Source organism: Rhizobium laguerreae (assembly GCF_002008165.1).
Classification (GTDB): Bacteria; Pseudomonadota; Alphaproteobacteria; order Rhizobiales; family Rhizobiaceae; genus Rhizobium; species Rhizobium laguerreae.
Genome location: NZ_MRDM01000017.1, coordinates 188588 through 213395 on the forward strand (window position 1 = coordinate 188588; position 24808 = coordinate 213395).

Below are 24808 nucleotides of genomic sequence, written 5' to 3' on the forward strand. Positions count from 1 at the left end.
CATGATTCCCGAACCGACGCGAACTCTAGCGGCGCAAGGCGTTCAGAAGCGGTAGCGAGGGCTCGCCGTCCGGCTGCATGCCGATGCGAGACTGCACGGCCGATATCGCCGCCTTCGAACCCGAGCCGAAATTGCCGTCGACCTCGCCATTGTAATAGCCGAGCGTCTTCAGACGGGTCTGCAGCTCGAATTTCTCGGTGATGTCGAGTGCGCCGTTCGGGCGCGGCCAACGCTGCTGCATGCCGCCGTAGCCGGCGATCTGGTCGGCCAGCAGGCCGACGGCAAGCGCGTAGCTGTCCGAGGCATTGTAGTTCTTGATGGTGAAGAAGTTGGCAGTCATCAGGAAGCCCGGGCCACTGGGCCCGGCCGGCATCTTCAATACGGCTTTGGTGCCGCTCTCGCGGAAGGCCTTGCCATTCGGGCGTGTCAGGCCGAGTGCCGCCCATTGGGCCAGCGTGTGGGTCTTGCCGGCCTGCTTGGCGGCGGCTGCGGGAACGACGACCTCGTAGCCCCAGGTCTTGCCGGTGTCCCAGCCGTTCTTCATCAAGAGATTGGCCGAGGTCGCCAGCGCGTCGGGGATCGAGTTCCAGATATCGCGATGGCCGTTGCCGTCGGCATCGATTGCATAAAGCAGGTAGCTTGTCGGAATGAACTGGGTGTGGCCCATGGCGCCGGCCCAGGAGCCGGTCATCTCGCGTGCCGGCACGTCGCCGTTCTGCAGGATCTTCAGCGCGGCGACCAGCTGTTTCTTGGCGAATTTGGCACGGCTCGGATCGGCATAGGCAAGCGTTGCCAGGGCGCGCGGCACATAGTGCAGCCGGTCGTCCTTGTCGAGGACCGCGCCGTAATTCGATTCCATCGACCAGATAGCCAGCAGTATGGTCTTGTCGACGCCGAAGCGCTGCTCGATTGCAGCGAGCGTTCTTGCGTGCTTGGCGGCCATCTCGCGGCCGATCTTGACGGTATAGGGATTGACGCGGGAATCGACGTAGTCCCAGATCTTCGAGGTGAATTCCGGCTGGTAGGCCGCTTTTTCGAGCACGGTCGGATCGGGCTCGCTCACCCCGGAAAAGGCCTTTTGATAGGTTGCCTTACTGATGCCACTCTGAGCGGCAGTTTGGTAAAAATCCGCGATCCATTTCTGGAACCGGGAATCAGCTTTCGCGTTGTCGGGGACCAGTCCTACCTGGGCTGCGACAATGAGCGCGAGCGCAAGACCACGAAGGGAGTTTTTGTGATTCTGGGTCATCGACAGTCGTATCCCACATCTTCAGTTTCAGGCGTAGCAGGGCGTCATGTCCGCCCAGACCCGAGACTACAGGAACGGAGTCAACAAAATCTTTACCATGACCGTCCGCTGAGGTCACCAGTTGCAAAACAGTTGCAATTCTATACTAGTCAGACGTGAACGGCTTTATTTAAAAGGCGATATAGTCAAAGCAGGAGGCCTGTGTGGCGCATCACAATAAAGTTCGTAAGGCAGTTTTCCCGGTAGCAGGGTTGGGGACGCGGTTCCTTCCGGCAACAAAGGCTGTTCCGAAGGAAATGTTGACCGTGGTCGACAAGCCGATCATTCAATATGTCGTCGATGAGGCGATCGAAGCCGGGATCGAGCATCTGGTTTTCGTCACCGGACGCAACAAGCACGTCATCGAAGATTATTTCGACATTCATTTCGAACTCGAGCAGACGCTCAAGGAGCGCGCCAAGAAGGCGGAAATCACGCTCCTGCAGCAGCAGCTTCCAAAGGCAGGTACGGTGAGCTTTACCCGCCAGCAGGAACCGCTCGGCCTCGGCCACGCCGTATGGTGCGCCCGCGAGATCGTCGGCGACGAGCCCTTCGCTCTGCTGCTGCCCGATATGATCATGAAGGGCGAAAAGGGCTGCATGAAGGGCATGATCGACCTTTACGGCCAGAGCGGCGGCAATATCATCGCCGTCGAGGAATGCGCGCCCGACCAGGCGCATAAATACGGCATCGTCGGCGTCGGCGAAGCGATCGGCGACGGATTCCGCATTACCGGCATGGTGGAAAAGCCCGCCAAGGGGACGGCGCCTTCTAACTTCTTCATCAACGGCCGCTATATCCTGCAGCCGGAGATCTTCAAGATCCTCGAAACCCAGGAGCGCGGTGCCGGCAACGAGATCCAGCTCACCGACGGCATGCTGAAGCTGCTGAAGGAACAGGATTTCGCCGGTTACCACTTCCGCGGCGCGACCTACGACTGCGGCGCCAAGGACGGCTTCATCCTGGCAAACGTCGCCTTCGCCCTCGAACGCGCCGATATCCGTCCCACCGTCGAAGGCGGCTTCAAGGAACTGCTTGCCGGCCTGAAATAAGTTGCAGATTCAATGCGATAAAGCGCCGCGTGTCCTAACGGATGCGCGGCGCTCTATTTTCCGACATTCTTAGCGTTTCAGCTTGAGACCGACGCCGGCTCGCCATTGCTGCGAATCGCTGCCTTCCTTGCGCGTCGTCAGCTCGTAGCCGAGCGTGCTGGTCAGATCGAGATAGCGGTTGATGTTCCAGGTCAGGCCGGTTGCGGCGGTATAGACGAGCTCGTCGTTGATGGTGCTATCCGTGGGATAATCGCGCCATATGACCCCGCCGATCATCGTCCCGACCAGGTTGTCGCGCAGTTGGTGGGTGACCGTCGTCGTCAGCGCGTGCGAGACGTAGCCGCTTTCGCCTGCCGTGGTCGAGGGTTGGATGCTTGTCTGCAGGTCTAGATTGACATCGGTGCCGCGGATCGGCGACCAGAGCAGGCTCGCATCGAGCGTGGCGGTATCGATCGAGGACAGCCGGCTGTCTTCGAAATCCGCCATCTCGTAGCCGACACCGACTTCACCCTTCAGTTTTTCGCCGAGATCGACCTCGACGCCCGCCTTGGCGCCATAGCTATGGCCGGAACGCTCGTAACCGGCGGAATCTTGCGTTTCGTCATAGACCGTGCGGCCGATGTTGGCCTCGATGAAGGGGATGAGCGCGGGGGACAGTTCGTAGCCGACGCGGCCACGCAACGTGCCCGTCGTCTGATTGCGGTCGCTGAGGGAGACGGTCGTGCCGTTCGAAAGTTTAGCGTCCGAATAAATCGAGCGTGTCAGCGCAAGTGCCGTCGTGCCACGCAGGATCCCAAAATCGCGCTGGACGGAGGCGCCGGCCGAAAATTCCTGGACGTCCGACTGCTGCGCGGCGTTGGTAATCGCGTCGGGATCATCGGTGTCCTCGCGGTAGAAATTATAGCCGGCGATGAGGTGCGCCGTGGTGTCGTCGGGAAGATCGAGCCTGAGATCGCTGTTGATCTTGAAGGAGGGCTGTTCCTCACCCTCGCCGCTGACATTCTTCTGCCAGGCGCCTTCCGAGGTCACGGTCAACTGATGCCGGCCCCAGTCGGAAGTCAGTGTCGCTGCCGCATCCGTTTCGAGAAAGGCGCGCCGCTGCCTGGTATTGCCGTCCTTGGTGGTCTCGGTATTGATGCTCTGGGTGACGCTCGGGCGGAGCACGAAAGTGCCGATCGGGATTCCCGGCGTTTCCGCTGTCGAGGCACTTTCGGCAGTCCTGCGGCGCGGCAGCGCCTCGTCGACCGGCGCTTCACGGGTGTTCAGCCGGCGTATCTCTTCGTCGAGGATGGAACCGGTAATGTCGTCGCCGGCTTGCGCGTCCGGTATGGCAGGCCGCTGCTGGGCATCGTCCGCGTTCGCGGTCGCGCCGTTTGCCGCAGGAGTGGCGGTATCGCCGGTCTCGTCCTCGAAACCGGGGGCGGATGCGGCATTGTTGGTGGCGCGGTTATCCTGAGAGGCGGCGGAGCGGCCGGTTGCCGCCTGCGACGAGGCGGACTGCGCGAAGGCTGCCGTCTGGCTGAGAAGCAGGGTACCCAGCACGGCAAAAGAGACGGCACGGCTCATGGCGCGGAGCGGCGTCACACTGCTCGTCTGTTTTGGCTGGCCCATGCAATTCGCGCCTGACATGCTTTCGGTTCTTACCCAAAGGTAAAGCCTTGTGGTTAACCATTCGTTGCCGGCGGCGGGCGCTGTTCACAATTCGGAAAGAGTGGGGGATCGGAAAGAGTGGGGGTCGGAAAGAGTGCAGGGTGGACTTGGAAAGTGAAAAGGTCTAACGCAATTTCATGAACAGAAGAGCGATCAACCTCGTTGAAAACAGCGTGCTCGAATCGGCAAAACGCACGATAGAGACCGAAAGACGCGGTCTTGAAGCGCTCGAACAGGCTTTTGACAATGGATTGGCCGGTCCTTTCACACGGGCCGTCGAAGTCATCGGCGACATCTCCGGACGTGTGATCGTCACCGGCGTCGGCAAGAGCGGGCATATCGGCGCCAAGCTCGCGGCGACATTCGCGTCGACCGGAACGCCCGCCTTTTTCGTACATGCGGCGGAGGCCAATCACGGCGATCTCGGGATGATCGCGCGCGACGACGTCGTGCTGGCGATTTCCAAAGGCGGCGAGAGCGCCGAGCTCAAGAGCATCATTTCCTTCACGCGGCGCTTCTCCATTCCGCTGATTGCGGTCACCTGCAGCGAAGGTTCTTCGCTCGCGGCCGCCGCCGATATCGTCCTTCTGATGCCGAACGAACAGGAGGCCTGCCCCAACGGGCTGGCGCCAACGACCTCGACGCTGATGCAGCTTGCAATCGGCGACGCGCTGGCGGTGGCGCTTTTGGAGGCGCGCGGCTTTACCGCCACGGATTTCCACGTCTTCCATCCCGGCGGCAAGCTGGGTGCGAGCCTCATGCATGTCGCCGATGTCATGCATACCGGCGAGCGGCTGCCGCTCGTTGCCAAGGGCACAGCGATACCGGAGGCGATCACGGTGCTGTCGCGCAAACATTTCGGCTGCGTCGGCGTGCTTGATGAGGATGGGCGGCTCTGCGGCATCGTCACCGAAGGCGACATGGCGCGCAATCTGACGCGCAATCTCTCTGAACTTGCCGTCGACGACATCATGACACGGACGCCGAAGACGGTAAGGCCGACGGTGCTGGCGACAGCCGCCCTGGCGCTGCTCAACCAGCATCACATCGGCGCGCTGATTGTCATCGACGACGACCGCCGGCCGGTCGGGCTGGTGCATTTCCACGACCTGCTGCGGATCGGCGTCGCCTGATCAGGTTCTTTTGATCGGAGTTATTTGATCAGACCGGCTCCACCGTCAGGTCGCGGCCGTTGCTCGACACTACCTTCACCTGCGTTCCGGCGGGCAGGTCGGGTCCCATCACCTGCCATAGTGTATCGTCGAGGCGGATGCGGCCGCGGCCTTCGCGGATCGGTTCGTGCAGCGTCGCCGTGCGGCCGACGAGGCTGGCGCCGCGCTGATTGAGGAAGGGTTCGTCGGTTGTGGCGTTGCGCAGCGTCAGCCGGCGGCCGGCGAAGGTCGTGGCAACGGCGAGAAGCGCAAAAAGGATCGCCTGCAACTCCCAGACCCAGAAAGCGCTATCCCAGAAGAGCAGCGACAGCGCGCCGACGATCAAGGCGGCAAGGCCGATCCAGACCAGGAAGAAACCGGGAACGATCATTTCCGCGGCGAGCAGCACGAGGCCCGCGACCCACCAGCTCCACGGACCGAGTTCGGCGACGATCTTCGCCAGCATGGCTTAGCGCTCCTGCTCGGGATTAAAAGGATTGGGGGTCGATGGATTGATCGGCGGCGTCGAGCGCGCCGGAGCGGGACGCGGACGCGGCGGTACCGGCAGTGGCGTTGACGGGCTGTTGCCGGCATCGCCGAAGACTTCGCGAGCAATGGCGCCGATACCACCGAGCGAGCTCAGGATGGAAGAGGCTTCCATCGGCATCATCACGATCTTGGAATTGGGCGCCGAACCGATCGAGGTGAGCGCCTCGGTATATTTCTGGGCGATGAAATAGTTGATCGCCTGAATGTCGCCGGCGGCGATCGCTTCAGAGACCATCTTCGTCGCCTTGGCTTCGGCCTCGGCCAGGCGTTCGCGGGCTTCGGCGTTGCGGAAGGCGGCTTCGCGCTGGCCTTCGGCCTGCAGGATGGCGGATTGCTTGGCGCCTTCGGCCCTCAGAATTTGTGCGTTGCGCGAACCTTCGGCTTCCAGCACCTGGGCGCGTTTCTCGCGCTCGGCCTTCATCTGGCGGGCCATCGCATCGACGAGGTCGCGTGGCGGCTGAATGTCCTTGATCTCGACGCGTGTGACCTTGATGCCCCAGGGATGCACGGCCTCGTCGACGACGCGCAGCAGCCGGTCGTTGATCGCATCGCGGTTGGAGAGCAGTTCGTCGAGATCCATCGAACCCATGACCGAGCGGATGTTGGTCATGGTCAGATTGAGGATGGCATTTTCGAGGTTGGCGACCTGATAAGCGGCCTGGGCGGCGTTTAGCACCTGATAGAAGGAGACGGCATCGGCCGAAACCGAGGCGTTGTCCCTGGTGATTACCTCCTGGGTCGGCACGTTCAGCACCTGCTCCATCACATTCAACTTGGCGCCGACGCGCTCGATGAAGGGGGTGATGAGGTTGAGGCCGGGCTCCAGCGTGCGGGTATAACGCCCGAAGCGCTCGATCGTATAGCGGTAGCCCTGCGGCACGGTCTTGATCCCGGCAAAGAGCACCAGGATGACGAAGATGACCAGCACGATCACGACGATGTCGAAGCCGCCGAACAACATGAAAAATTCCTCCTATCGGCGCATGCGCCCATACACTGATGTGGTGGGGTAGCATGTTCTTTGCGAGGAAGAAATGCCACACGGATGCCACACATCCGTGTGAGACGGAGGTTTCGTCCCGGTTGGGTTATTCGGGTCTTCGCCAGCTATCCGTGCGGCGCTGCTTTCTGAAAAAGTTTCTCAGACCCAGCCCTGCAATTCGCGGCGGACGACCTTTTCCAGCACCTTCATGCCGTCCTCGCCGTCGTTGAGGCAGGGAATATGCGCGAATTTCTCGCCGCCATTCTCGTGGAAGGAATGGGCGGCCTGTTCGGCGATCTCCTCCAGCGTCTCCAGACAGTCGGAGACGAAGCCGGGATTGATGATGGCGATGCGCTTGATGCCGTCCTTGGAGAGCTTCTCCACCGTCTTGTCGGTATAGGGCTGCAGCCATTCCTCCGGCCCGAAGCGGGACTGGAAGGTGACCATGAAGTTTTCCTTGGTGAGCCCGAGCCGCTCGCGCAGCAGCCGGCCGGTCTTCTGGCATTGACAGTAATAGGGATCGCCCTGCTTGAAATAGGACATCGGAATGCCGTGGAAGGAAGCGAGCAACATCTCCGGCTTCCAATCGAGGGTCGAAAGATGCCTGTCGACCGACGCGGCGAGCGCCTCGATATAGGTCTCGTCGTCATGATAGGCGGGAACGGTGCGCAGCGCCGGCTGCCAGCGCATCGAGAGCAGCTTCTGGAAGGCCTTGTCGTTGACGGTGGCGGTCGTCGCCGCCGCATATTGCGGATAGAGCGGGAAGAGCACGATACGGTCGCAGCCCTGTTCTTTCAGCGCGTCGATGCGCGAGGCGATCGACGGCGTGCCATAGCGCATCGCCCAATCGACCTTGACGTTATCAAGATCCTTCAGGCGCTCGGCCATCAGTTCCGACTGGTTGCGGGTGTAGGTGCGCAGATAACTTTCGTTCTGCTCCTTGTTCCAGATCAGCTCATAGGCCTTGCCGACCTTCTGCGGGCGGGTGTTGAGCACGATGCCGAACAGGATCGGATACCACTTCCAGGGCGACCATTCGATGACGCGGCGATCGGTCAGGAATTCCCTGAGGTAGCGGCGCATCGAGGTATAATCGGTGCCGTCAGGCGTACCGAGATTGACCAGCAGCACACCCACCTTACCAAATTTGACGGCCGGATGGTCGGCCGGGCGGAGTGAAATATCTGCTGTCATTTTGACCCCAACGTTCATTTGTCCCATCGGCTCATACGCAGCCCGGAGATCGTGGTTCACCCTATAGAAAGAAAAGCCGGCCCGGAAAACCCCGGACCGGCCAGTGGCATCGAGACAAATCGTCTTACTTGGCGGGGACCTCGATCTCCTTGCCGACCGTCAGATGACGCGGGTTCGGGCTGCCATTGGCCTCCGAAAGTTTCCGCCACAGCGTGCCGTCGCCGTAGAAGGTCACGGCAAGATCCCAGAACGTATCGCCGGCAACGATGACATGGGTCGATGGTGTTGCAGGTGCTGACGTTGCCGGAGCCGGTGCGGGCTCGGTCGAAGGCGCCGGTGTGGCGGGTGCCGGAGCCGGTTCTGCGGATGGGGCAGGTGCTGCCGGAGTCGGGCTGGGCTCTGCAGATGGGCCTGGAGCTGCAGGGGCCGGAGCTGCAGGGGCCGGAGCCGGCTCTGCAGACGGAGCGGGAGCAACGGGTGCAGCAGGCGCTGGCTCGGAAGCGGAGGGAGCAGGCGCTGCCTGCGCCAGTTCGGTGACGCGGCCGTCCGTGTAGGGCTTGTAGGGCGAATGTGCTGCGACATATTCGGCGGTCACGTCGGCAAGGTCTGGACCGAAATCATAGGCGTTCTTGCCGTCCTTGAAGATCGAATAGCCATCGCCGCCGCCCCGCATGAAGTTGTTGGTGGCGACCTTGTAGGTCTTGGCCGGATCGATCGGAGCGAAGTTGTCGCCCTCCTTCACCTGGACATCGCCGACGCGGCTGCCGACGGGCTTCGACTGGTCGAACGAGAACTTCAGGCCGGCGACTTGCGGGAAGCGGCCGGCGCCCTGGTCGATCTGGCTGACGCCGTTTTCGAGCGCCTTGACGATGTCTGCGCCGGTCAGCTCAAACGTAGCGAGCGTGTTCTGGAAAGGCAGGACGGTGATGACCTCGCCCTGGGTGATCTCGCCGCCGTCGATCGAAGCGCGTAGGCCGCCGCCGTTCTGAACGGCGATGGTGACGCCCTGGTTCTTGGTGCGATCGAGCATGGCGTCGGCCACCAGATTGCCCATCGAGCATTCCTTGACGCGGCAGACCTTGCGGTCGCCTTCGATCGGGCTTTCGGAGGAGCCGATCACCTTCTTGCGCAGTTCCTCGATCGGCTTTGCCAGTTCGGCAATGCGGGTAATGAGGGCGGGATCGGGCGTGAAGCTGGAATCGATCAGGATCGGATCGCCCTTGGCATCCTTGACCACGCCACTATCGTCGAAATTGACGACGAGATCGCCGAGATACTTGCTGTAGGAGGCAGCCTGGACGACCGGCACTTTGTAGCCGCCGGGATTGTCGACCATCGTCGGGTAGGGGCCTTCGGCCTTCGGATCTGTGTTGGAGAGCAGGCTGTGGGAATGGCCGCCGACCACGACGTCGACATCCGGGATCTTGGCAATCAGAGCGAGATCGCGGGGGTAACCGACATGGGTCAGCGCGATGATCTTGTTGACGCCCTGGCCCTTCAGATCCTGAACGGCCGCTGTGATGGTCTCAACGTCATCGGCGATCGTGACGTTTGGGCCGGGGGAGGAAAGCTCTGCCGTATCATTGGTGACGGCTCCGACGATGCCGATCTTCTGGCCGCCGACATCGAGCACCAGCGACGGCTTGATGCGGTCGCCGAGCTTGGAGGCGGCTGTCGCCTTGACGTTCGCCGTCACGACAGGGAACTGCACCTTATCGAGGAAGGTCGCAAGCCCGTCCTCGCTGTCGTCGAATTCATGGTTGCCGACGGTCATGGCGTCGAACTTCATCAGGTTCAGGAATTCGGCTTCGGCGGCCCCCTTGTAGGTCGTGTAGAAGAGCGAGCCCTGGAAATTGTCGCCGGCATTGAGGAGGACGACGTTCTTGCCGGATAGCGCCTGACGGCGCTGGTCGATCGCGGTCTTCAGGCGGGCAGCACCACCGAAGCATTCCTTTTTGCCTTCCTCCTCGGCCGAGCAGGTGGAGTCGAATTTGTTGATCGATTCGATGCGTGAATGGAAATCGTTGATATGAAGAATATTGAGTTCGTAATCCGCAAAGGCGGCGCCCGCGCTCAGCGCCAGCATGGACGCGGTCAAAAGACCGAAGCTGAAAGACTTCGTCATCCCTGTTCTCCTGATTGAGGCGAAAGATCCCCCTGATCCTCGCCGATCCCTTTCATCATGCGCCGGGGCGGTTTCCCGGCCTGCGGATGTTCCATCAGACGATGCACGACCGCAAGAGAAAGCTGGGCCAGGCGAGGCGCTTTCCAAGGGGGCGGGGCAAAAAAGCCGGGCTGCTTATCCCCGGCATTCGCCGTCCGTGGCGTTTCGATAGAGTTCGTGCACGGCCTCTGCAATATTCGGGACCGTCGCGAGCGCGATGATCAAGCAGAGAAGGGAAACGAGGCGATGAAAGCGCCGGCCGGCCCGATAGACAAGGAGCGCGCCTGCAGCATAGATCAGGATTGCTGGTAGGGCGAAGCTCAGCACCTGCAGCGGTCCGTCGCAATCGGGAGCGGCGATGCCCTGGGCACGATATTCGTTGGCCGGCGAAACGATCGCAAGCGCCGCAAGCGGCATGGCGAGCAGCAGGACGAGGTAACCGGCGACGGCCTGCATGGCGTGCTTAGCCTATCGCCGAATCTTTCAGCCGCGGCGGGAAAGCGTGAATTGTGCTCCGGAATCGGAGGTGCAATTGAGCTGGCTCGGGTTGACGAGGGCGCAATTGACCTTGGACTGCGTCTTGCGCACCAGCGAGGTCATGTTGATCTCCACCAGGGTCGGTGATGTATTGATATAGGTGCCCGAGGCAAGAAGCTGGTTGCTGTCGGTCGTGCGGGTGGTGAAAGTACCGCCTTGGAAGGTGGAAACGATGCCGTTCGGATCGCTCCAGTTGCCTTCGACACCGGTGGCGGCGGGCGAGGTTGCAACCGGCAAACGACGCGGCTCCGATGAAACGCAGGCGGCAAGAGCGGCCGCTGCACCGACAAGAACGAGACCAGTTCTAATTTTCATAAGGCTTCTCCCGGCGAATCGGCGCGGCGGACAGCCGCCAAGTTCGGGCAAAACATGGCGCGCGCCCGGCGTGAAGGCAAGCCTTGGTGAGGCGGCGAGCGGCATTTAGACAGCCGGCGTTACAAAAATGCCCGCCTTGCGGCGGGCATTGTCAAAGCCGTGCAGACAATCTCAGCGAACGAGAATGTTCCTGAACTGCCAGGGATCCTTGGTGTCGATATCCTCGGGGAAGAGGCCCGGACGGCCGTCGAGCGGGGTCCAGTCGGTGTAGTGGCCCTCGACCGGGCCGAGATAGGGCATCTGCACTTCAAGGCAGCGCTTGTAATCGATCTCGTCGGCTTCGACGATGCCGGCATTCGGGTTTTCGAGCGCCCAGACCATGCCAGCGAGCACGGCGGAGGTCACCTGCAGGCCGGTGGCGTTCTGGTAGGGCGCGATGCGGCGAGTTTCTTCCAGCGACAGGCGCGAGCCATACCAGTAGGCATTCTTCTCGTGGCCGTAGAGCAGGACGCCGAGTTCGTCGATGCCGTCCTCCAATTCGTCCTCGTCGAGAACGTGATGGACGGGCTGCGGCGTACCGCCATTGCCGAACATCTCGTGCAGCGAGAGCACGGCGTCGTTGGCCGGATGGTAGGCATAGTGGCAGGTCGGGCGGAAGGTCACTTCGCCGTCCTTGTCGCGGACCGTGAAAAAGTCGGCGATCGAGATCGACTCGTTGTGGGTGACGAGGAAGCCATATTGCGGGCCGGGCGTCGGGCACCAGGTGCGCACGCGGGTGTTGGCGCCCGGCTGCTCCAGATAGATCGCCGCCTTGTTGCCCTTCTTGTGCTTCTTGGCGTTTTTCGGCATCCACTCTTCATGCGTGCCCCAGCCGAGTTCGGCCGGCTGCAGGCCTTCAGAGATGAAGCCTTCGACGGACCAGGTGTTCCAGAAGACGTTGAGCGGCTTCGGATGCTTGGTGCGCTGGGTGTCGCGCTCGGCGATGTGAATGCCCTTGACGCCGACCTTCTTCATCAGCTTTGCCCAGCCTTCGCGATCGTGCTGGTCCGGCTCCTCGAATTTGAGGCCGATGTCGTTGGCGAGGTTGACGAGTGCCTGCTTGACGAACCAGGAGACCATGCCCGGATTGGCGCCGCAGGTGGACACGGCGGTGGCGCCGCCCGGGTTCTTCGCCTTTTCCTTGCGCATGGTTTCGCGCAGCGCATAGTTCGTGCGGTCGGCATTGCTCATGCCCTTGTCGAAATAGAAGCCGAGCCAGGGCTCGACGACGGTGTCGATATAGGGAACGTCGAGTTTGCGGCAGAGCTTGATGATGTCGAGCGAGGAGGTGTCGACCGAGAGGTTGACGCAGAAGCCCTGACCTTCGCCCTCCGTCAGCAGCGGCTTCAGCAGTTCCTTGTAATTGTCCTTGGTGACATGTTCCTTGATATGGCGAACGCCGTGCTTCTTCAGGATCTCCATGTCGGAGGGCTCTTCACGAGGGTCGATGACGACCATCCGGCTCTTGTCGAACTTGAAATGGCGCTCGATCAGGGGCAGGGTGCCGCGGCCGATGGAGCCAAAGCCGATCATTACGATCGGACCGGTAATTTCGGCATATACCGGATAATTCTGTTCCGTCATTCTTTTCTCCTGTGGAAGGCGACGAAGGCGTTCAGCCCGAAGAATTGTTTTGAAATTGCCGCAGAGAGTGCGAGGTGACCGGCTCTAACCATAAAACGGCGTCACAATAAAGAGCGTTGACGGGGAAAGGCCAAATATCGGGTGGCGATAGGGGCGGGCGAAACCGTCCTGGGGATCGGCAGCTCGATGGATTGGCTTAACCGATGACGGTTCCCTGGTGGAAGAGCATGCGCCAGTGCCCGTCCTCTTCCAGCCGCCAGATGGAACTGCGCAGCGTTCGCCTTTCGCTTCCGTCGGTGTCTGTGTAAATGGCGCGGTAGGTGACGAGCGCGATGTGCTCCGCAAGTCTTTGGGTTTCGAAATGCTCGCCGCGGGACGTTCCCGTCCGTTGTTCGGCCAAAAGACTGGGCACAATGACGTCGAAGGTATAGAGCCGTCCGGAACTGCCGATTTCACGGAAATCGCGCGAGAGCAGTGTCGTCAGCATCTCCCGCGAGGCGCGAACGGACGGGTCGAAGAGTTTTTCTTCGAGCTCTTTCAGATGAGCTGCGAGATCATGCACGATTTGCTCCCGCAAATTCAGTGCTTCAGGATTTCCAGTCCTTCGGCCGTCGTCGTTACGGCAAGCTCGGTGATGTCGTATTCGGCGATGCCGTGGATGGTGAAGGGATCGGCGGCGATATAGGCCTCGATTGCGGCGCGCTCGCCGATTGCGAGGATGACGCCGCCGGTGCGCGGCACCTTGCGGCCTGAGGCGAGGAACCAACCCTTGGCATAACCCTCCTTCACCCAGGCCATGTGCGGCTCCATGTGCCTGTCGGCTTCATCGTTGGGTTTCACATAGGTGAGGGAGAGAATGTACACGGTCAGCTCCTGACGAGATTTGCGCGGATCAGGCCGCGCAGCGAATTGCCGATATAAAGCGTGCCGGCATCGAGATCGGCAAGCGTGATACGGCCGACGCGGGCCTGACGCCGGCAGATGAACTCGGTGCGCAGCACGCCGGCGAGCAGGCCGCAGGAAATCGGCGGGGTGCGCAGGATACCGGTTCCGTCGTCCAGGAAGATCGAGGTGATGGTGCCTTCACAGACTTCGCCGCGCTCGTTCAAAAGGATAACTTCATCGGCCTCGGCTGGCGTGTATTCGGCGCGTGCGGTCTCGTAGATGGCGCGGCGCGTGGTTTTAACACGCAGCAACCTATCAGCAGAATCGAGACGGGATTCGGCGAGGCGGACGGTCCAGACCGTGTCCGGTGCGAGCGGAACAAAGGCGGCGCTCGTCACCTCGATGTGGCCTAGCGCGTCGAAGGTCAGGCGGACGCGCAGCGGACCGGCAGCACCTGTAACGGCTTCGTCGAGCTTGGCCGCTGCCTCCGTCGGTTGCGGGAAGCCGAGCCGACGGGCGGAGCGCGAAAGCCGGGCGAGATGCAGCCGCAGCCGGATGAAGCCTTCGCCGGGCTGCCAGCGCAACGTCTCGATCAGCGAAAAATCGATCATCGCGCAATCCATTGGTCGCCGACAGCGAAGCGGGCCTTGAGCAGGCATTCCTCATATTCGGCCTCGGCGGTCGAATCGAAGACGATGCCGCCGCCGACATTGAAGACGGCCCTGCCGCTCTGAAAAAGCGTGATCGTGCGGATGGCGACGGAAAAACGCATGGCGCCGGTGGGCGAGATCATGCCGATCGCGCCGCAATAGGCGTCGCGCGGGACATCCTCGAGCGCGCGGAGGATTTCCATTGCCCGAATCTTCGGCGCGCCGGTGATCGAACCGCAGGGAAAGAGCGCGGAGAAGATGTCGCGGATCGAAAGATCGGGGCGGAGCCTTGCCTGGACATGGCTCACCATCTGGTGGACGGTCGGATAGGTCTCGATGTCGAAGAGCTTCGGGACGTCGAGTGTCCCGACCTCGGTGATGCGGGAGATATCGTTGCGCAGGAGATCGACGATCATGCGGTTTTCCGCCTGCGTCTTGATATCGTGGCGCATCGCCTCGATGATTTCGGCATCCTCGGCGGCCGTCGTGCCGCGTTTTGCCGTGCCCTTCATCGGATGGGTCTCGATCCAGCCCTCTTCATCGGTGCGGAAGAAAAGTTCGGGCGACCGCGAAAGGACGATCGGGCCGCCGAGATCGGCCAGCGCGCCATATTTGACCGGCTGGCGTTCGATCAGTGACCAGAAGGCGGCACGAGGATCGCCGTTCCAGCGAGCCTCGACCGGCATGGTGAGATTTGCCTGATAGGCGTCCCCGAGCCGCAGGTGCCGGTGAAGACGGTCGAAGCGCTCTTTATATATAGGGAAATCCCAGGCAGCTTTCGGAGCAGTGAGGAATTCCTCGTTTTCGAGGCGCTGTTTTGGCTGGGCAAACGGATGCGTATCGGCCTGCGGAGCGTCGAACACGCCGAAACAGATGAGTGGGGTCTCGCGATGTTCCCCGGCGAAGGGAGCAAGTTTTTCCTCGAAGAGGTATCCGGCCTCATAGGCCATGTAGCCGGCAAGCCATTTGCCTGCTGCCTTGGCCTGCTCCATCCGGGCAAGGCCTGCAAAGAACTCGGCGCGCGTCCTGGCAACGATGATCTCGGCCGGTTCGGCAAAGAGCATCACCTGTCCGGTCACGTCGTCGCGGAAGAGAATAGTGGGTTGGGTTTCGGCCATCGGCGGCGTCTTTTTCTTGGAGCGCGATCCCTCGTCCGCCTGCTGGCGCCTCTTCCCGCTTGCGGGAAGAGGTTTAGCGTGGGGACAGGGCTGATCAGGCCGCTCTATCCAACGCTTCCAGTTCGTCGATCAGCCCTTCGATCATCGCCAGGCCCTGGCTCCAGAACGACGGATCGGTGGCGTCGAGGCCGAAAGGCTTCAGCAGTTCCGAGTGATGCTTGGTGCCGCCAGCCCTCAGCAGTTCGAAATACTTCTCCTGAAAGCCCTTCTCCGCCTTCTGGTAGACGGCATAGAGGGAATTCACCAGGCAATCGCCGAAGGCATAGGCGTAGACATAGAAGGGCGAGTGAATAAAGTGAGGAATATAGGCCCAGTAGGTCTCGTATCCCTCGGAAATGCTGATCGCCGGCCCAAGGCTTTCCGACTGGACGGAGAGCCAGAGTTCGCCGATGTCGTCAGCTGTGAGTTCGCCAGCCTTGCGGGCGGTGTGCAGCTTGCGCTCGAATTCGTAGAAGGCGATCTGGCGCACGACCGTGTTGATCATGTCCTCGACCTTCTGGGCGAGCATCGCCTTGCGCTCGCGCGTATCGGTGGTCTTTTGCAGAAGCGCGCGGAAGGTCAGCATCTCGCCGAAGACGGAGGCGGTTTCGGCAAGCGTCAGCGGCGTCTGGCACATCAGTGCCCCTTGCGCACCGGCGAGAACCTGATGCACGCCGTGCCCGAGTTCATGGGCAAGCGTCATTACATCGCGCGGCTTGCCCATATAATTGACGAGCACATAGGGATGGGCCGAGGGAACCGTCGGATGGGCGAAGGCACCTGGCGCCTTGCCGACACGAACCGGAGCATCGATCCACTGTTCGTCGAAGAACCGCCTGGCGATAGCAGCCATCTCCGGGGCAAAATTGCCATAGGCCGAAAGCACAGTGTCCTTCGCCTCCGGCCAGGAGATGATGGCGCTGGAGGTTTCCGGAAGCGGCGCGTTGCGGTCCCAGAAATTCATCTGCTCCATGCCGAGCCATTTCGCCTTCATCTTGTAATAGCGATGCGAAAGGCGGGGATAGGCTTCGCGGACGGCTGCGGCCAGCGCATCGACGACCTCGCGCTCGACGCGGTTTGCCAGGTGGCGGCTGTCGGCGATGTCTTCGAAGCCGCGCCAGCGGTCGGCGATCTCCTTATCCTTGGCAAGCGTGTTGGTGATCAGCGTGAAGGTGCGGATATTCGCCTTGAAGGTTTCGGCGAGCGCCATGGCTGCCTTGCGGCGCACTTCCGGATCCTTTTCCTGCAGCTTGTTCAGCGCGACTTCGAGCGGCACTTTCTCGCCATCGATGTCGTAGCGAAGTTCCGCCATGGTTTCGTCGAAGAGGCGGTTGAAGGCCGCGGCCGATGTCATCGACTTCTCGAGGAATAGCTGTTCCAACTTGTCGTCGAGCTGATAGGGCTTGTCCTTCCGGAGGTCGAGCAGCCAAGGGCGATAATGTCCGGCGGCGGGATCATTCGCCATGCAGGCGTCGAGCACCGCGTCGTCGATGCGGTTCAGTTCCAGCGCAAAGAACAGGAGATGGCCGGAAAATTCGGTGATCTTGGTCTGTACGTCGCCGTAGAGCTTGCCGTTTGTCGGATTGGTGGTGTCGGAGAAATAAGTGAGGCCGGCGAAGGAGCCGAGACGGCCGATGATGTCGTCTAGCGCCTCATATTCCTTCAGCGCCGCGCCGATGCCCTCAGCGCCGGTCTTCGCCGCCGCCTCAGTGAGTGTGCCCTTCCACTTTTCTTCAAAGGCGATCGCTGCCTTGCCGGCCTTTTCCATGTCGGCGACGAAGGCGGTGGAGGTGGCGGAGGGATAAAGATCCTGCAGCTTCCAGACCGGCAGCTCGCCGAGCGCCGGGTCGGCGGCTCCGGCTGGCGCTGCTGCCGATAAAAGAAGGCCGGCGTGCGGGAGCTTGATTTTCATGGGCGCAATTCCTCTCCACTTTCATAACAGGTCTGATTGTCTACCGCATCGGCCCGAAAATCGGAATCGATTTTCGGAAAGCACGATGCGTAGGTTCAAAGTGTTACAGCGTCCTTTGCGCGTCTGAAAAGACGGCGGCGCTGTAAGCGCGGGAAGGTCCGGCATCAAGGGGCTTTCGGCGCATGAAAGGCCTCGCTTCGGCACGAAAACGACGCGTGGCAATCGTTAAAATGCAATTGTTTCTCAAAACTGGATGTTCAAGCCTTGCTGTCAGAGTGCGCTTTATGGTTTCGCATGAAGTGAGGCGACAATGACCGGTTACAATGAGCTCAAGGGAGCAGGGCAGATCCTCGTGGTCGAAGACGACCCCGTGCAGCGCCGCCTGCTCAAGAACGCAATCGAGCGTCACGGCCATGTCGTGCACCAGGCGGAAAACGGCCGCATCGGCCTGGAAATGGTCAAACGCGACAGCGGCCTTTTCAACGTCATCGTGCTCGACTTGATGATGCCGGAGATGACCGGCCTCGAATTCCTCGATGCGCTTCACGAATTCGGCACGCAGATCCCCGTCATCGTGCAGACGGGGCAGGGCGGCATCGAAACGGTGGTGCAGGCGATGCGCGCCGGCGCCTTCGATTTCGTCGTCAAGCCGGTCTCGCCCGAACGCATCGCCACTTCCATCTCGAACGCGATGAAGCTCGACCAGCGCGAGGTGAAGGCGCGGGCCGGACGCCGGTCGCGCTCAGGCTCGGTCGGTTTCGACGACATCGTCTCGGCAAGCCCGGCGATGCTCCGTGTCATCGATCTCGCCCAGCGGGCGGCTCAGTCCAACATTCCCGTCGTGCTCGAAGGCGAATCCGGCGTCGGCAAGGAGCTGGTGGCGCGCGCCATCCAGTCCGGCGGCGACCGCTCGAACAAGCCCTTCGTCACGGTCAATTGCGGGGCAATCCCGCATAATCTGGTCGAAAGCATTCTCTTCGGTCACGAGAAGGGCGCGTTTACCGGCGCGACCGAGCGCCATATCGGCAAATTCATGGAAGCCGATGGCGGCACCATCTTTCTCGACGAGATCGGTGACCTGCCGCTTGAGGTGCAGGTGAAGCTTCTGCGTGCCGTGCAGCAGGGCGAGATCGAGACCGTCGGTGCGCGCACCGCGCACAAGGTCAATGTCCGACTGATCTCGGCGACCAACAAGGATCTGATCGAGGAGGTCAAGAACGGCCATTTCCGCGAGGATCTCTATTATCGCCTCAACGTCTTCCCGATCACCATTCCGGCGCTGCGCAAACGTAAGGAAGACATTCCGCATCTGGTGCGCGTCTTTGCTGACCGCTTCTCCAGCGAGCAGAAGAACGGCCGCCGCATGACGGTGAATGCCGGCACGCTGGCTTTGCTGACGGCCTATGACTGGCCGGGCAACATCCGCCAGCTCGAAAACGCGATCTTCCGCGCGGTCGTCTTGGCCGAAGGGCCGGAGTTGACCGAAGCGGATTTCCCGCAGATCGCCGCCCAGCTTCCGGAATATGACGTGGTGGATCACCTGGCGCTCGTTGCCGACAATACCGGCCTCGATCCCGACAGCGGCTATGGCGAGGACTTCAGGGCGTCGATCTCAGGCGAGGTGCACCACCACCGGCTGTCCGAGGCCCCTGAAAACGCCATCGCCAGCGTCAATCCTGCCGGAGACGTGCGTAGGCTTGCCGATGTCGAGGAGGAGCTCATCCGATTCGCGCTCAAATTCTACCGCGGGCAGATGAGTCAAGTGGCGCGCAAGCTCGGCATCGGCCGATCCACACTTTATCGCAAGCTCAAGGACTACGGCATAGATCCTGACAATCCCCAGAAAGATGCGGCTTAAGCGCTTTTCATTAAGATTAAGGCAACCACGTTTTGTTACTAGTCATAAACCACTTGTTAGTGGCGCGTTCACTATGTAAAGAAAAGGTTGATCATGTGTGGCATTTTTGCCATCGTGTGACCGCATTTGACAGTCATCTGAGACAGTACGGGACATTGTCTGTCTGACGGGGATCGAGTTGCCGAATCTGAATGGGAATTCCAAGCCTTCGCGCTTGAGCTGGCGTTTGTTGTGCGCCGACATTTGCGGAAAGGCAATAAGGACGGTAGCGGCCGCCCTTCTTGCGCTCGCGGTTTCCTCACCGGTATTCGTTGGTACGCCTTCGCAGGCAGCGGGCGACACCCGCAGCCTTAAGCTTTATTTCATTCATACCGGCGAAAAAGCCGTCATCACCTACAAGCGGAACGGCAAGTTCGACCCCAAGGGTCTGGAGCAGCTGAACCGCTTCCTGCGCGACTGGCGCAAGAACCAGCCGACGAAGATGGACCCGCGCCTGTTCGACCTGATCTGGGAAGTCTATCGCCAGAGCGGTTCGAGGGATTACATCAACGTCGTCTGCGGTTTCCGTTCGCCGGGGACCAACGAGATGCTGCGTGGCCGCTCGCGCAAATCCGGCGTCGCCGAAAAGAGCCAGCATATGCTCGGCAAGGCGATGGATTTCTTCATTCCCGACGTCAAACTGGCGACGCTGCGCGCCATCGGCATGAAGATGCAGGTCGGCGGCGTCGGCTTCTATCCGAAATCGGGCTCGCCCTTCGTGCATATGGATGTCGGCGGCGTTCGCGCCTGGCCGCGCATGAGCCGCGACGAACTCGTCAGGCTTTTCCCCAACGGCAACACCATCCATATTCCGGCCGATGGCAAGCCATTGCCGGGCTACCAGCAAGCGATGGCCGACTATAAGCGCCGCGGCAGCGGCCCGCAGATCCAGATCGCCAGCGCTTCCGAATCGGCGCCGAAGCACAAGACGCTGTTTGCCGCGCTCTTTGGCGGCGGAGCGGACGAGCAGGAAGACGAGTCGGACGATTCCACGCCTGTCGCCGTCGCCAAGGCGACGCCGCCGAAGGCCGAGCCCGCTCCTGCCGAGCCGCAGCAGACCGAAGTCGCCGATCTGAACGCGCCGGTGCCGCAGGTTCGCCCGGCATTCAGCAACCAGCCGACGGGCAGCGAAGTGGCGAGCGCGCTCGTCGCCCCGCCTTCGGGTAATGCCGCACAACAGGCTCTTGCGGCGGCCCTTCCGGCCGATCAGGCCCAGCCGCAGCAATTCGCCGATCTCAGCGCCTACAGCATTCCGGTTCCCTCGCTTCTCGGCCAGCGCCGCGTGCCTGGCGATGCCCAGGTTGCATTGGCCGATCCCATGCTGACGGGCGCGAATGCGCTGCCGGTTCCGACGCCGATCGAACGCCCCGCGGTTGCCGAGAACCTTCTTGCCGCGGCCGATGCCGATCCGGAAGCAGAGGCCGACGAAGCCGATCAGGACGCGCTGTCTCCTGCCCTTGCCGATGCGCTCGACCAGCAGCGAAACGAAGAGGAAAGCCAGATCGCGTCGAATGCGCCGCCGCAGACGGTCGAGCAGGCGATCAAAGCCGCGATGACGCAAAAGGCGCCTGCCGCAAAGCCGCCGCTCGAACTCGCCGCATTGGCGCCGATGACCAAATCGGCAAGCTTTGGCGACGGCTTCGACGAACCGGCTGCCGAAAGCGCCGTGGCGCAGGGGCTTCCTGCCAAGGGTGGTCGCCCGACGCATAAGGAAGCCGCGGCAGCGGGTGCCAGCCGTACAACGGTGCGCACCGAACCGAAGCTGACGGAAAAGATGATCTCGCAGTGGGCGCTCACCAATGCCCGCCTCGAAATGGCCTCCAAGCAGGTCAAGGCGCCGCGGTTCGTCAGCCAGACGATGCGTGCCCAGCCGATCGCCGTCTATGCCGAGGGCTTCAACGTCAAGACCGCTTCGGTCGACCCGGCCCGCTTCAGCGGCACGGCTGTGAACTTCATGGAAGTGCGCAAGTTCAACACGAACTGAGCCTGCCAATCGAGGAAAAGTCGAAAACCGCCGGAGCGATCCGGCGGTTTTTCTTTTTTATTTCGATCCGGCAAGCTGGCTGTTTAGGCAGTTGTTTCCACCGCAAAAGAAAAGCCGCCGGGAGGCCGGCGGCTTGTCGACATCGGTAATATGCCGGAAGGATCAGCCTTCCGGCGGCGACTCGATCATGCCGAGCGCGAGCAGGTAGGTGTCGAGGATTGCTTCCTCTTCCATGCGTTCCTGCTCGTCCTTCTTGCGCAGCGCCACGACCTTCTTCAGAATCTTGGTATCGAAGCCCATTCCCTTGGCTTCGCCATAGACGTCCTTGATGTCGTCGGCGATGGTCTTCTTTTCTTCTTCCAGCCGTTCAATGCGCTCGATGAAAGCGCGAAGCTGATCGCGGGCGACGCCATGAGCATCAGACATCGTGTTCTCCTGATTTTTCGGTGATCAATTTTGGATGCCAGTGACTGCCGCGAAGCGGCGCCACGGTCAAGCCTGTTCGCGGCCGGGCAGGTTATTTGTGTGGATTGTTCAGGTCAAAAGCAGCCTTTTGCACAGGCGAGGCCTCGTTCTGGTGAAGATTCTTCCAGTCCTCATAGGGCATGCCATAGACCATCTCGCGCGATTCGTCTCTGGTCACCGGGACACCTTCTGCCTCGGCGGCTTCCCGATACCAGTTCGACAGGCAGTTGCGGCAGAAGCCGGCCAGATTCATTAGATCGATGTTCTGAACGTCGCTGCGTTCGCGAAGATGTGCGACGAGGCGGCGGAAGGCGGCAGCTTCGAATTCGGTTTGTTGTTCCTTGCTGAGCGCGGTCATCTCGCTTTCCTCTCGTTAAGTGTAGCCTTCGTTCAATAGGGGCCGGTGCGCGACAGGCGGACATCGTATTCGTGCAAGGCGGGATCGGCATTCATCGCCGCAAAGATCGGCGCCAGGCGTTCGGCCCATGCCGATATGCCGGTCTCGTCTCCGATCAGGTCCTGCCGCACCTCAAGCAGCGCATGCGGAATGCCGGTGATCATGCAATGGCGGTACATGGTATCGCCCTTCAGCGCGCCGTCATAGGGTTCGTTGTCGCCAACGGCGAGATCGGGATCGGCGCGCAGCATATCGAGCAGCGGGCCGACGGCGCGATGGTCGCTATCCCAGAGCACGGCAGCATGCCAGGGACGGGGGATGCCTTTCCAGGCTGGCGTGAAGGAGTGCAGCGATAGCACCAGCGGTGCCTTGCCGGTGGCATTCGCCACGCTGTCGATCGTTGCGGCGACAGCGTCGTGATAGGGGCGATGGAAGGTTTCGATCCGGTAGTTCCATTCCTGCGGCGTGATCGGATGATTGCCTGATATGACGGCGCCGTCGGAGATCTTCATGATCAGTGTCGGATCGTCTTCACCGCGATTGGGATCGATCAGCAGACGCGAAAAGCCACCGAGCACGGCGGGAACGCCGAGTTTTTCCGAAAGCTGCCGCGTCAGGCCCTCGATGCCGATGTCATAGGCGATGTGGCGGGCGAAGGCCGCGTCGGGCAGTCCGAGCCGGCCATATCGCGCGGGAAGGCGGTTCATCGCGTGATCTGCGAGGATCACCATGCCTTTGTCATGTTTGCCGGATAGGATTTCGAAGGATTGGAAGTCGTCCATCAGGGAATTGCCGTTCGTCATTGCGCCGTCGGGCGCAGTGATCGCATGCACCTGCGGCAGGTTCAAGCGCGGCAGGGTGGGGAGAGGTTAAGTCGGACCCTCGACGGTGGTTATGAAAGGAAATATAATCGATTAGCATTGCGTTGACTTTCGGTTGACGGCGGCGCAAGAAGACACGGATACGAATAACCGTGGAGCTATTTGGGAGCCGTGTTGATCCAAGCCGCGCCAAGTTTCCTCACGCGGTCCAGACCTCTGGTCCGTCTCGCTCTGTTCGCTCTTGCAGCCGCCATGCCGTTTTTCATCGCAGATGCCGCACGCGCCGATTTTCGCGTCTGCAACGGAACACAGAATCTCGTCGGCGTTGCGATCGGATACCGGGCCAAGGATGGCTGGGTGACGGAGGGCTGGTGGCAGGTGCCGGCAACGACCTGCGCCACGCTGATCGAGGGAGAATTGCAGTCGCGTTATTATTACCTCTACGCAGAGGACGCCGCCCGGGGAGGACGATGGACGGGTGACGTGCAGATGTGCGTGGCGGAAAATGAATTCAAGATCTCGGGTGTGCAGGATTGTTATGCCCGCGGTTACCAGAAGATGGGATTCAAGGAATATGATACGGGCCGCCAGGGTAGCTGGATGGTTCAACTCTCCGACACCCCAGGGACGCAAGAAAGCCAGAATTGATGAAGCGTAATCGCAAAGTTAAAATCCTCGCCACCCTCGGGCCAGCCTCCTCCGAGGAATCGATGATCGAGAAGCTGCACCAGGCTGGGGCCGATGTCTTCCGCATCAATATGAGCCATGCGAGTCACGACATGATGCGTATGCTCATCCAGCGTATCCGCTCGGTCGAGGCGCGCTCCGGCCGGCCGATCGGCATTCTCGCCGACCTGCAGGGACCGAAACTGCGTGTCGGCAAGTTCGTCGACGGCAAGGTGGATCTGAAGCCCGGCCAGACCTTCACGCTCGACAACAACGAAGCCCTCGGCGACCAGAACCGCGTCTATCTGCCGCACCCCGAGATCCTGGAGTCGGTGCAGCCCGGCCATCGTCTGCTGATCGACGACGGCAAGCTCGCGCTGCGCGCAGAAAAATGCGACGGCAAGAGCATCGTCACGACTGTTATTTCAGGCACGCGCATCTCCGACCGCAAGGGCGTCAGCCTTCCCGACACGCTGCTCGGCGTCGGCGCGCTGACGGACAAGGACCGCGCCGACCTCGACGCCGTGCTTGCCACCGACGATGTCGACTGGGTGGCGCTTTCCTTCGTCCAGCGTCCCGACGACCTTGCCGAAGTGCGCAAGATCGCCCGTGGCCGCGTCGGCCTGATGTCGAAGATCGAAAAACCGCAGGCTCTCGAGCGCATCGAGGAAATCATCGAACTGTCCGACGCATTGATGGTCGCCCGTGGCGATCTCGGCGTCGAAATGCCGCTCGAATCGGTTCCCGGCATCCAGAAGCAGCTGATCCGCGCCTGCCGCCGTTCGGGCAAGCCGGTGGTCGTTGCCACGCAGATGCTGGAATCGATGATCTCCGCGCCGGTGCCAACACGCGCCGAAGTTTCCGACGTCGCGACCGCCGTCTTCGAAGGTGCGGATGCCGTCATGCTCTCGGCCGAATCGGCCTCGGGCGACTATCCCGTCGAAGCCGTCGCGACGATGGCGTCGATTGCCACCGCCATCGAGCGCGAGCCGCATTATCCCGGCATCATCTATGCCCAGCGTGCCCAGCCGGAAGCGACCGGTGCCGATGCGATTTCGCTTGCCGCCCGTCAGATCGCCGAAACGCTGAAGCTATCGGCTATCGTTTGTTACACCTCGTCGGGCACGACAGGCCTTCGTGCCTCACGCGAGCGTCCGCAAGTGCCGATTCTGGCGCTGTCGCCGATCATCAAGACGGCGCGCCGTCTTGCCGTCGTCTGGGGCCTGCATTGCGTCGTCACCCATGACGCGACCGATCTCGACGACATGGTCAACCGCGCCTGCCGCATCGTCGCCGACGAAGGCTTCGGCAAGCCGGGCGACCGCATCATCATCTCAGCCGGTGTGCCGCTCGGCACGCCCGGCGCCACCAACATGATCCGCATCGCCTATATCGGCTCCGACGGCCAGAGCGGCGTCTGATCCAATCGCATGCCTTCGAAAGTCCGCTGCGTGAAGAGGCGGCGGGCT

23 protein-coding genes are annotated in these 24808 nt (G+C 61.4%); 6 read left to right on the forward strand and 17 right to left on the reverse strand.

All coding sequences use genetic code 11. The features are described from left to right. Positions 1–25: 25 nt before the first annotated feature. Positions 26–1249, reverse strand: a complete 1224-nt coding sequence (locus tag BS630_RS24865; RefSeq protein ID WP_077979509.1) for a lytic murein transglycosylase — start codon at positions 1247–1249, stop codon at positions 26–28. Positions 1250–1452: 203 nt separating this feature from the next. Here BS630_RS24865 and galU point away from each other — a divergent pair, with 203 nt between their 5' ends. Continuing rightward, positions 1453–2340 (forward strand): UTP--glucose-1-phosphate uridylyltransferase GalU, encoded by an 888-nt coding sequence (gene galU, locus BS630_RS24870; protein ID WP_077979510.1) that lies wholly within the window; start codon positions 1453–1455, stop codon positions 2338–2340. A gap of 69 nt (positions 2341–2409) precedes the next feature. Here galU and BS630_RS24875 read toward each other — a convergent pair whose 3' ends face one another. Beyond that, complete coding sequence (locus BS630_RS24875; protein ID WP_077979511.1) at positions 2410–3951, reverse strand: outer membrane beta-barrel protein; 1542 nt, start codon at positions 3949–3951, stop codon at positions 2410–2412. Positions 3952–4127: 176 nt separating this feature from the next. Here BS630_RS24875 and BS630_RS24880 point away from each other — a divergent pair, with 176 nt between their 5' ends. After that, positions 4128–5123, forward strand: coding sequence for a KpsF/GutQ family sugar-phosphate isomerase (locus BS630_RS24880; RefSeq protein ID WP_077979512.1), 996 nt, complete (start codon positions 4128–4130; stop codon positions 5121–5123). Between the two features lie 28 nt (positions 5124–5151). On the opposite strand, the gene BS630_RS24885 is transcribed toward BS630_RS24880, so the two are convergent. From BS630_RS24885 to BS630_RS24940, 12 genes are all read right to left on the reverse strand, one after another. Further along, on the reverse strand, positions 5152–5607 hold the full coding sequence (locus BS630_RS24885; protein ID WP_077979513.1) for an NfeD family protein: 456 nt from the start codon (positions 5605–5607) through the stop codon (positions 5152–5154). Positions 5608–5610: 3 nt separating this feature from the next. Next, positions 5611–6651 (reverse strand): SPFH domain-containing protein, encoded by a 1041-nt coding sequence (locus BS630_RS24890; protein ID WP_077979514.1) that lies wholly within the window; start codon positions 6649–6651, stop codon positions 5611–5613. A gap of 180 nt (positions 6652–6831) precedes the next feature. Beyond that, a complete protein-coding gene (gene hemH, locus BS630_RS24895; protein ID WP_077979661.1) occupies positions 6832–7866 on the reverse strand; it encodes a ferrochelatase in 1035 nt (344 codons plus the stop codon). A gap of 124 nt (positions 7867–7990) precedes the next feature. Continuing rightward, positions 7991–9991 carry a bifunctional metallophosphatase/5'-nucleotidase gene (locus BS630_RS24900; protein ID WP_077979515.1) on the reverse strand — a complete coding sequence of 667 codons (2001 nt, stop codon included), beginning with the start codon at positions 9989–9991 and terminating at the stop codon, positions 7991–7993. Between the two features lie 174 nt (positions 9992–10165). After that, positions 10166–10486, reverse strand: a complete 321-nt coding sequence (locus BS630_RS24905) for a hypothetical protein (RefSeq protein WP_077979516.1) — start codon at positions 10484–10486, stop codon at positions 10166–10168. A gap of 27 nt (positions 10487–10513) precedes the next feature. Next, positions 10514–10882: an outer membrane lipoprotein Omp10 gene (gene omp10 / locus BS630_RS24910; protein ID WP_025395995.1), complete on the reverse strand. Its 369-nt coding sequence runs from the start codon at positions 10880–10882 to the stop codon at positions 10514–10516. Positions 10883–11053: 171 nt separating this feature from the next. Next, a complete protein-coding gene (locus BS630_RS24915) occupies positions 11054–12505 on the reverse strand; it encodes a homospermidine synthase (protein ID WP_077979517.1) in 1452 nt (483 codons plus the stop codon). 196 nt (positions 12506–12701) lie between these two features. Then, complete coding sequence (locus BS630_RS24920) at positions 12702–13067, reverse strand: nuclear transport factor 2 family protein (RefSeq protein ID WP_025395993.1); 366 nt, start codon at positions 13065–13067, stop codon at positions 12702–12704. A gap of 17 nt (positions 13068–13084) precedes the next feature. Beyond that, positions 13085–13369: a YciI family protein gene (locus tag BS630_RS24925; protein ID WP_077979518.1), complete on the reverse strand. Its 285-nt coding sequence runs from the start codon at positions 13367–13369 to the stop codon at positions 13085–13087. A gap of 2 nt (positions 13370–13371) precedes the next feature. Continuing rightward, the gene (locus tag BS630_RS24930; protein ID WP_025395991.1) at positions 13372–14001 is read right to left on the reverse strand and encodes an aminotransferase class IV family protein; all 630 of its coding nucleotides are present in this window, start codon (positions 13999–14001) and stop codon (positions 13372–13374) included. Then, a complete protein-coding gene (locus BS630_RS24935; protein WP_077979519.1) occupies positions 13998–15158 on the reverse strand; it encodes an aminodeoxychorismate synthase component I in 1161 nt (386 codons plus the stop codon). Before BS630_RS24935 ends, BS630_RS24930 begins: the two co-directional genes overlap by 4 nt. 94 nt (positions 15159–15252) lie before the next feature. After that, complete coding sequence (locus BS630_RS24940) at positions 15253–17109, reverse strand: M3 family oligoendopeptidase (protein ID WP_077979520.1); 1857 nt, start codon at positions 17107–17109, stop codon at positions 15253–15255. A gap of 310 nt (positions 17110–17419) precedes the next feature. Here BS630_RS24940 and BS630_RS24950 point away from each other — a divergent pair, with 310 nt between their 5' ends. Further along, complete coding sequence (locus BS630_RS24950; protein WP_017962060.1) at positions 17420–18967, forward strand: sigma-54-dependent transcriptional regulator; 1548 nt, start codon at positions 17420–17422, stop codon at positions 18965–18967. A 178-nt stretch (positions 18968–19145) separates the two neighbouring features. Then, positions 19146–20990: a peptidoglycan L,D-endopeptidase MepK gene (locus BS630_RS24955; protein ID WP_077979521.1), complete on the forward strand. Its 1845-nt coding sequence runs from the start codon at positions 19146–19148 to the stop codon at positions 20988–20990. Positions 20991–21152: 162 nt separating this feature from the next. On the opposite strand, the gene BS630_RS24960 is transcribed toward BS630_RS24955, so the two are convergent. The 3 genes from BS630_RS24960 to BS630_RS24970 form a co-directional block, all read right to left on the reverse strand. Continuing rightward, positions 21153–21416: a DUF2312 domain-containing protein gene (locus BS630_RS24960; RefSeq protein WP_003542853.1), complete on the reverse strand. Its 264-nt coding sequence runs from the start codon at positions 21414–21416 to the stop codon at positions 21153–21155. A 91-nt stretch (positions 21417–21507) separates the two neighbouring features. Continuing rightward, complete coding sequence (locus tag BS630_RS24965) at positions 21508–21813, reverse strand: DUF1244 domain-containing protein (RefSeq protein WP_017962058.1); 306 nt, start codon at positions 21811–21813, stop codon at positions 21508–21510. Between the two features lie 32 nt (positions 21814–21845). Continuing rightward, positions 21846–22634, reverse strand: coding sequence for an N-formylglutamate amidohydrolase (locus BS630_RS24970; protein WP_025395987.1), 789 nt, complete (start codon positions 22632–22634; stop codon positions 21846–21848). Positions 22635–22835: 201 nt separating this feature from the next. On the opposite strand from BS630_RS24970, the gene BS630_RS24975 reads away from it, so the two are divergent. Both BS630_RS24975 and pyk read left to right on the forward strand, forming a co-directional pair. Continuing rightward, entirely contained in the window at positions 22836–23321 is a 486-nt protein-coding gene (locus tag BS630_RS24975; RefSeq protein WP_017962056.1) for a DUF1036 domain-containing protein, read from the forward strand. Further along, positions 23321–24760, forward strand: a complete 1440-nt coding sequence (gene pyk, locus BS630_RS24980; protein ID WP_077979522.1) for a pyruvate kinase — start codon at positions 23321–23323, stop codon at positions 24758–24760. Before BS630_RS24975 ends, pyk begins: the two co-directional genes overlap by 1 nt. Positions 24761–24808: the final 48 nt, after the last annotated feature.

Bases quoted from the DNA above. Each gene is read 5' to 3' on its own strand.
- BS630_RS24875 (WP_077979511.1), bottom strand. From the start codon at position 3,951: ATGGGCCAGCCAAAACAGACGAGCAGTGTGACGCCGCTCCGCGCCATG.
- BS630_RS24880 (WP_077979512.1), top strand. From the start codon at position 4,128: ATGAACAGAAGAGCGATCAACCTCGTTGAAAACAGCGTGCTCGAATCG.
- BS630_RS24940 (WP_077979520.1), bottom strand. From the start codon at position 17,109: ATGAAAATCAAGCTCCCGCACGCCGGCCTTCTTTTATCGGCAGCAGCG.
- pyk (WP_077979522.1), top strand. From the start codon at position 23,321: ATGAAGCGTAATCGCAAAGTTAAAATCCTCGCCACCCTCGGGCCAGCC.
- BS630_RS24905 (WP_077979516.1), bottom strand. From the start codon at position 10,486: ATGCAGGCCGTCGCCGGTTACCTCGTCCTGCTGCTCGCCATGCCGCTT.
- omp10 (WP_025395995.1), bottom strand. From the start codon at position 10,882: ATGAAAATTAGAACTGGTCTCGTTCTTGTCGGTGCAGCGGCCGCTCTT.
- BS630_RS24900 (WP_077979515.1), bottom strand. From the start codon at position 9,991: ATGACGAAGTCTTTCAGCTTCGGTCTTTTGACCGCGTCCATGCTGGCG.
- hemH (WP_077979661.1), bottom strand. From the start codon at position 7,866: ATGACAGCAGATATTTCACTCCGCCCGGCCGACCATCCGGCCGTCAAA.
- BS630_RS24950 (WP_017962060.1), top strand. From the start codon at position 17,420: ATGACCGGTTACAATGAGCTCAAGGGAGCAGGGCAGATCCTCGTGGTC.
- BS630_RS24935 (WP_077979519.1), bottom strand. From the start codon at position 15,158: ATGGCCGAAACCCAACCCACTATTCTCTTCCGCGACGACGTGACCGGA.
- BS630_RS24885 (WP_077979513.1), bottom strand. From the start codon at position 5,607: ATGCTGGCGAAGATCGTCGCCGAACTCGGTCCGTGGAGCTGGTGGGTC.
- BS630_RS24970 (WP_025395987.1), bottom strand. From the start codon at position 22,634: ATGGACGACTTCCAATCCTTCGAAATCCTATCCGGCAAACATGACAAA.
- BS630_RS24890 (WP_077979514.1), bottom strand. From the start codon at position 6,651: ATGTTGTTCGGCGGCTTCGACATCGTCGTGATCGTGCTGGTCATCTTC.
- BS630_RS24960 (WP_003542853.1), bottom strand. From the start codon at position 21,416: ATGTCTGATGCTCATGGCGTCGCCCGCGATCAGCTTCGCGCTTTCATC.
- BS630_RS24915 (WP_077979517.1), bottom strand. From the start codon at position 12,505: ATGACGGAACAGAATTATCCGGTATATGCCGAAATTACCGGTCCGATC.
- BS630_RS24865 (WP_077979509.1), bottom strand. From the start codon at position 1,249: ATGACCCAGAATCACAAAAACTCCCTTCGTGGTCTTGCGCTCGCGCTC.
- BS630_RS24930 (WP_025395991.1), bottom strand. From the start codon at position 14,001: ATGATCGATTTTTCGCTGATCGAGACGTTGCGCTGGCAGCCCGGCGAA.
- BS630_RS24965 (WP_017962058.1), bottom strand. From the start codon at position 21,813: ATGACCGCGCTCAGCAAGGAACAACAAACCGAATTCGAAGCTGCCGCC.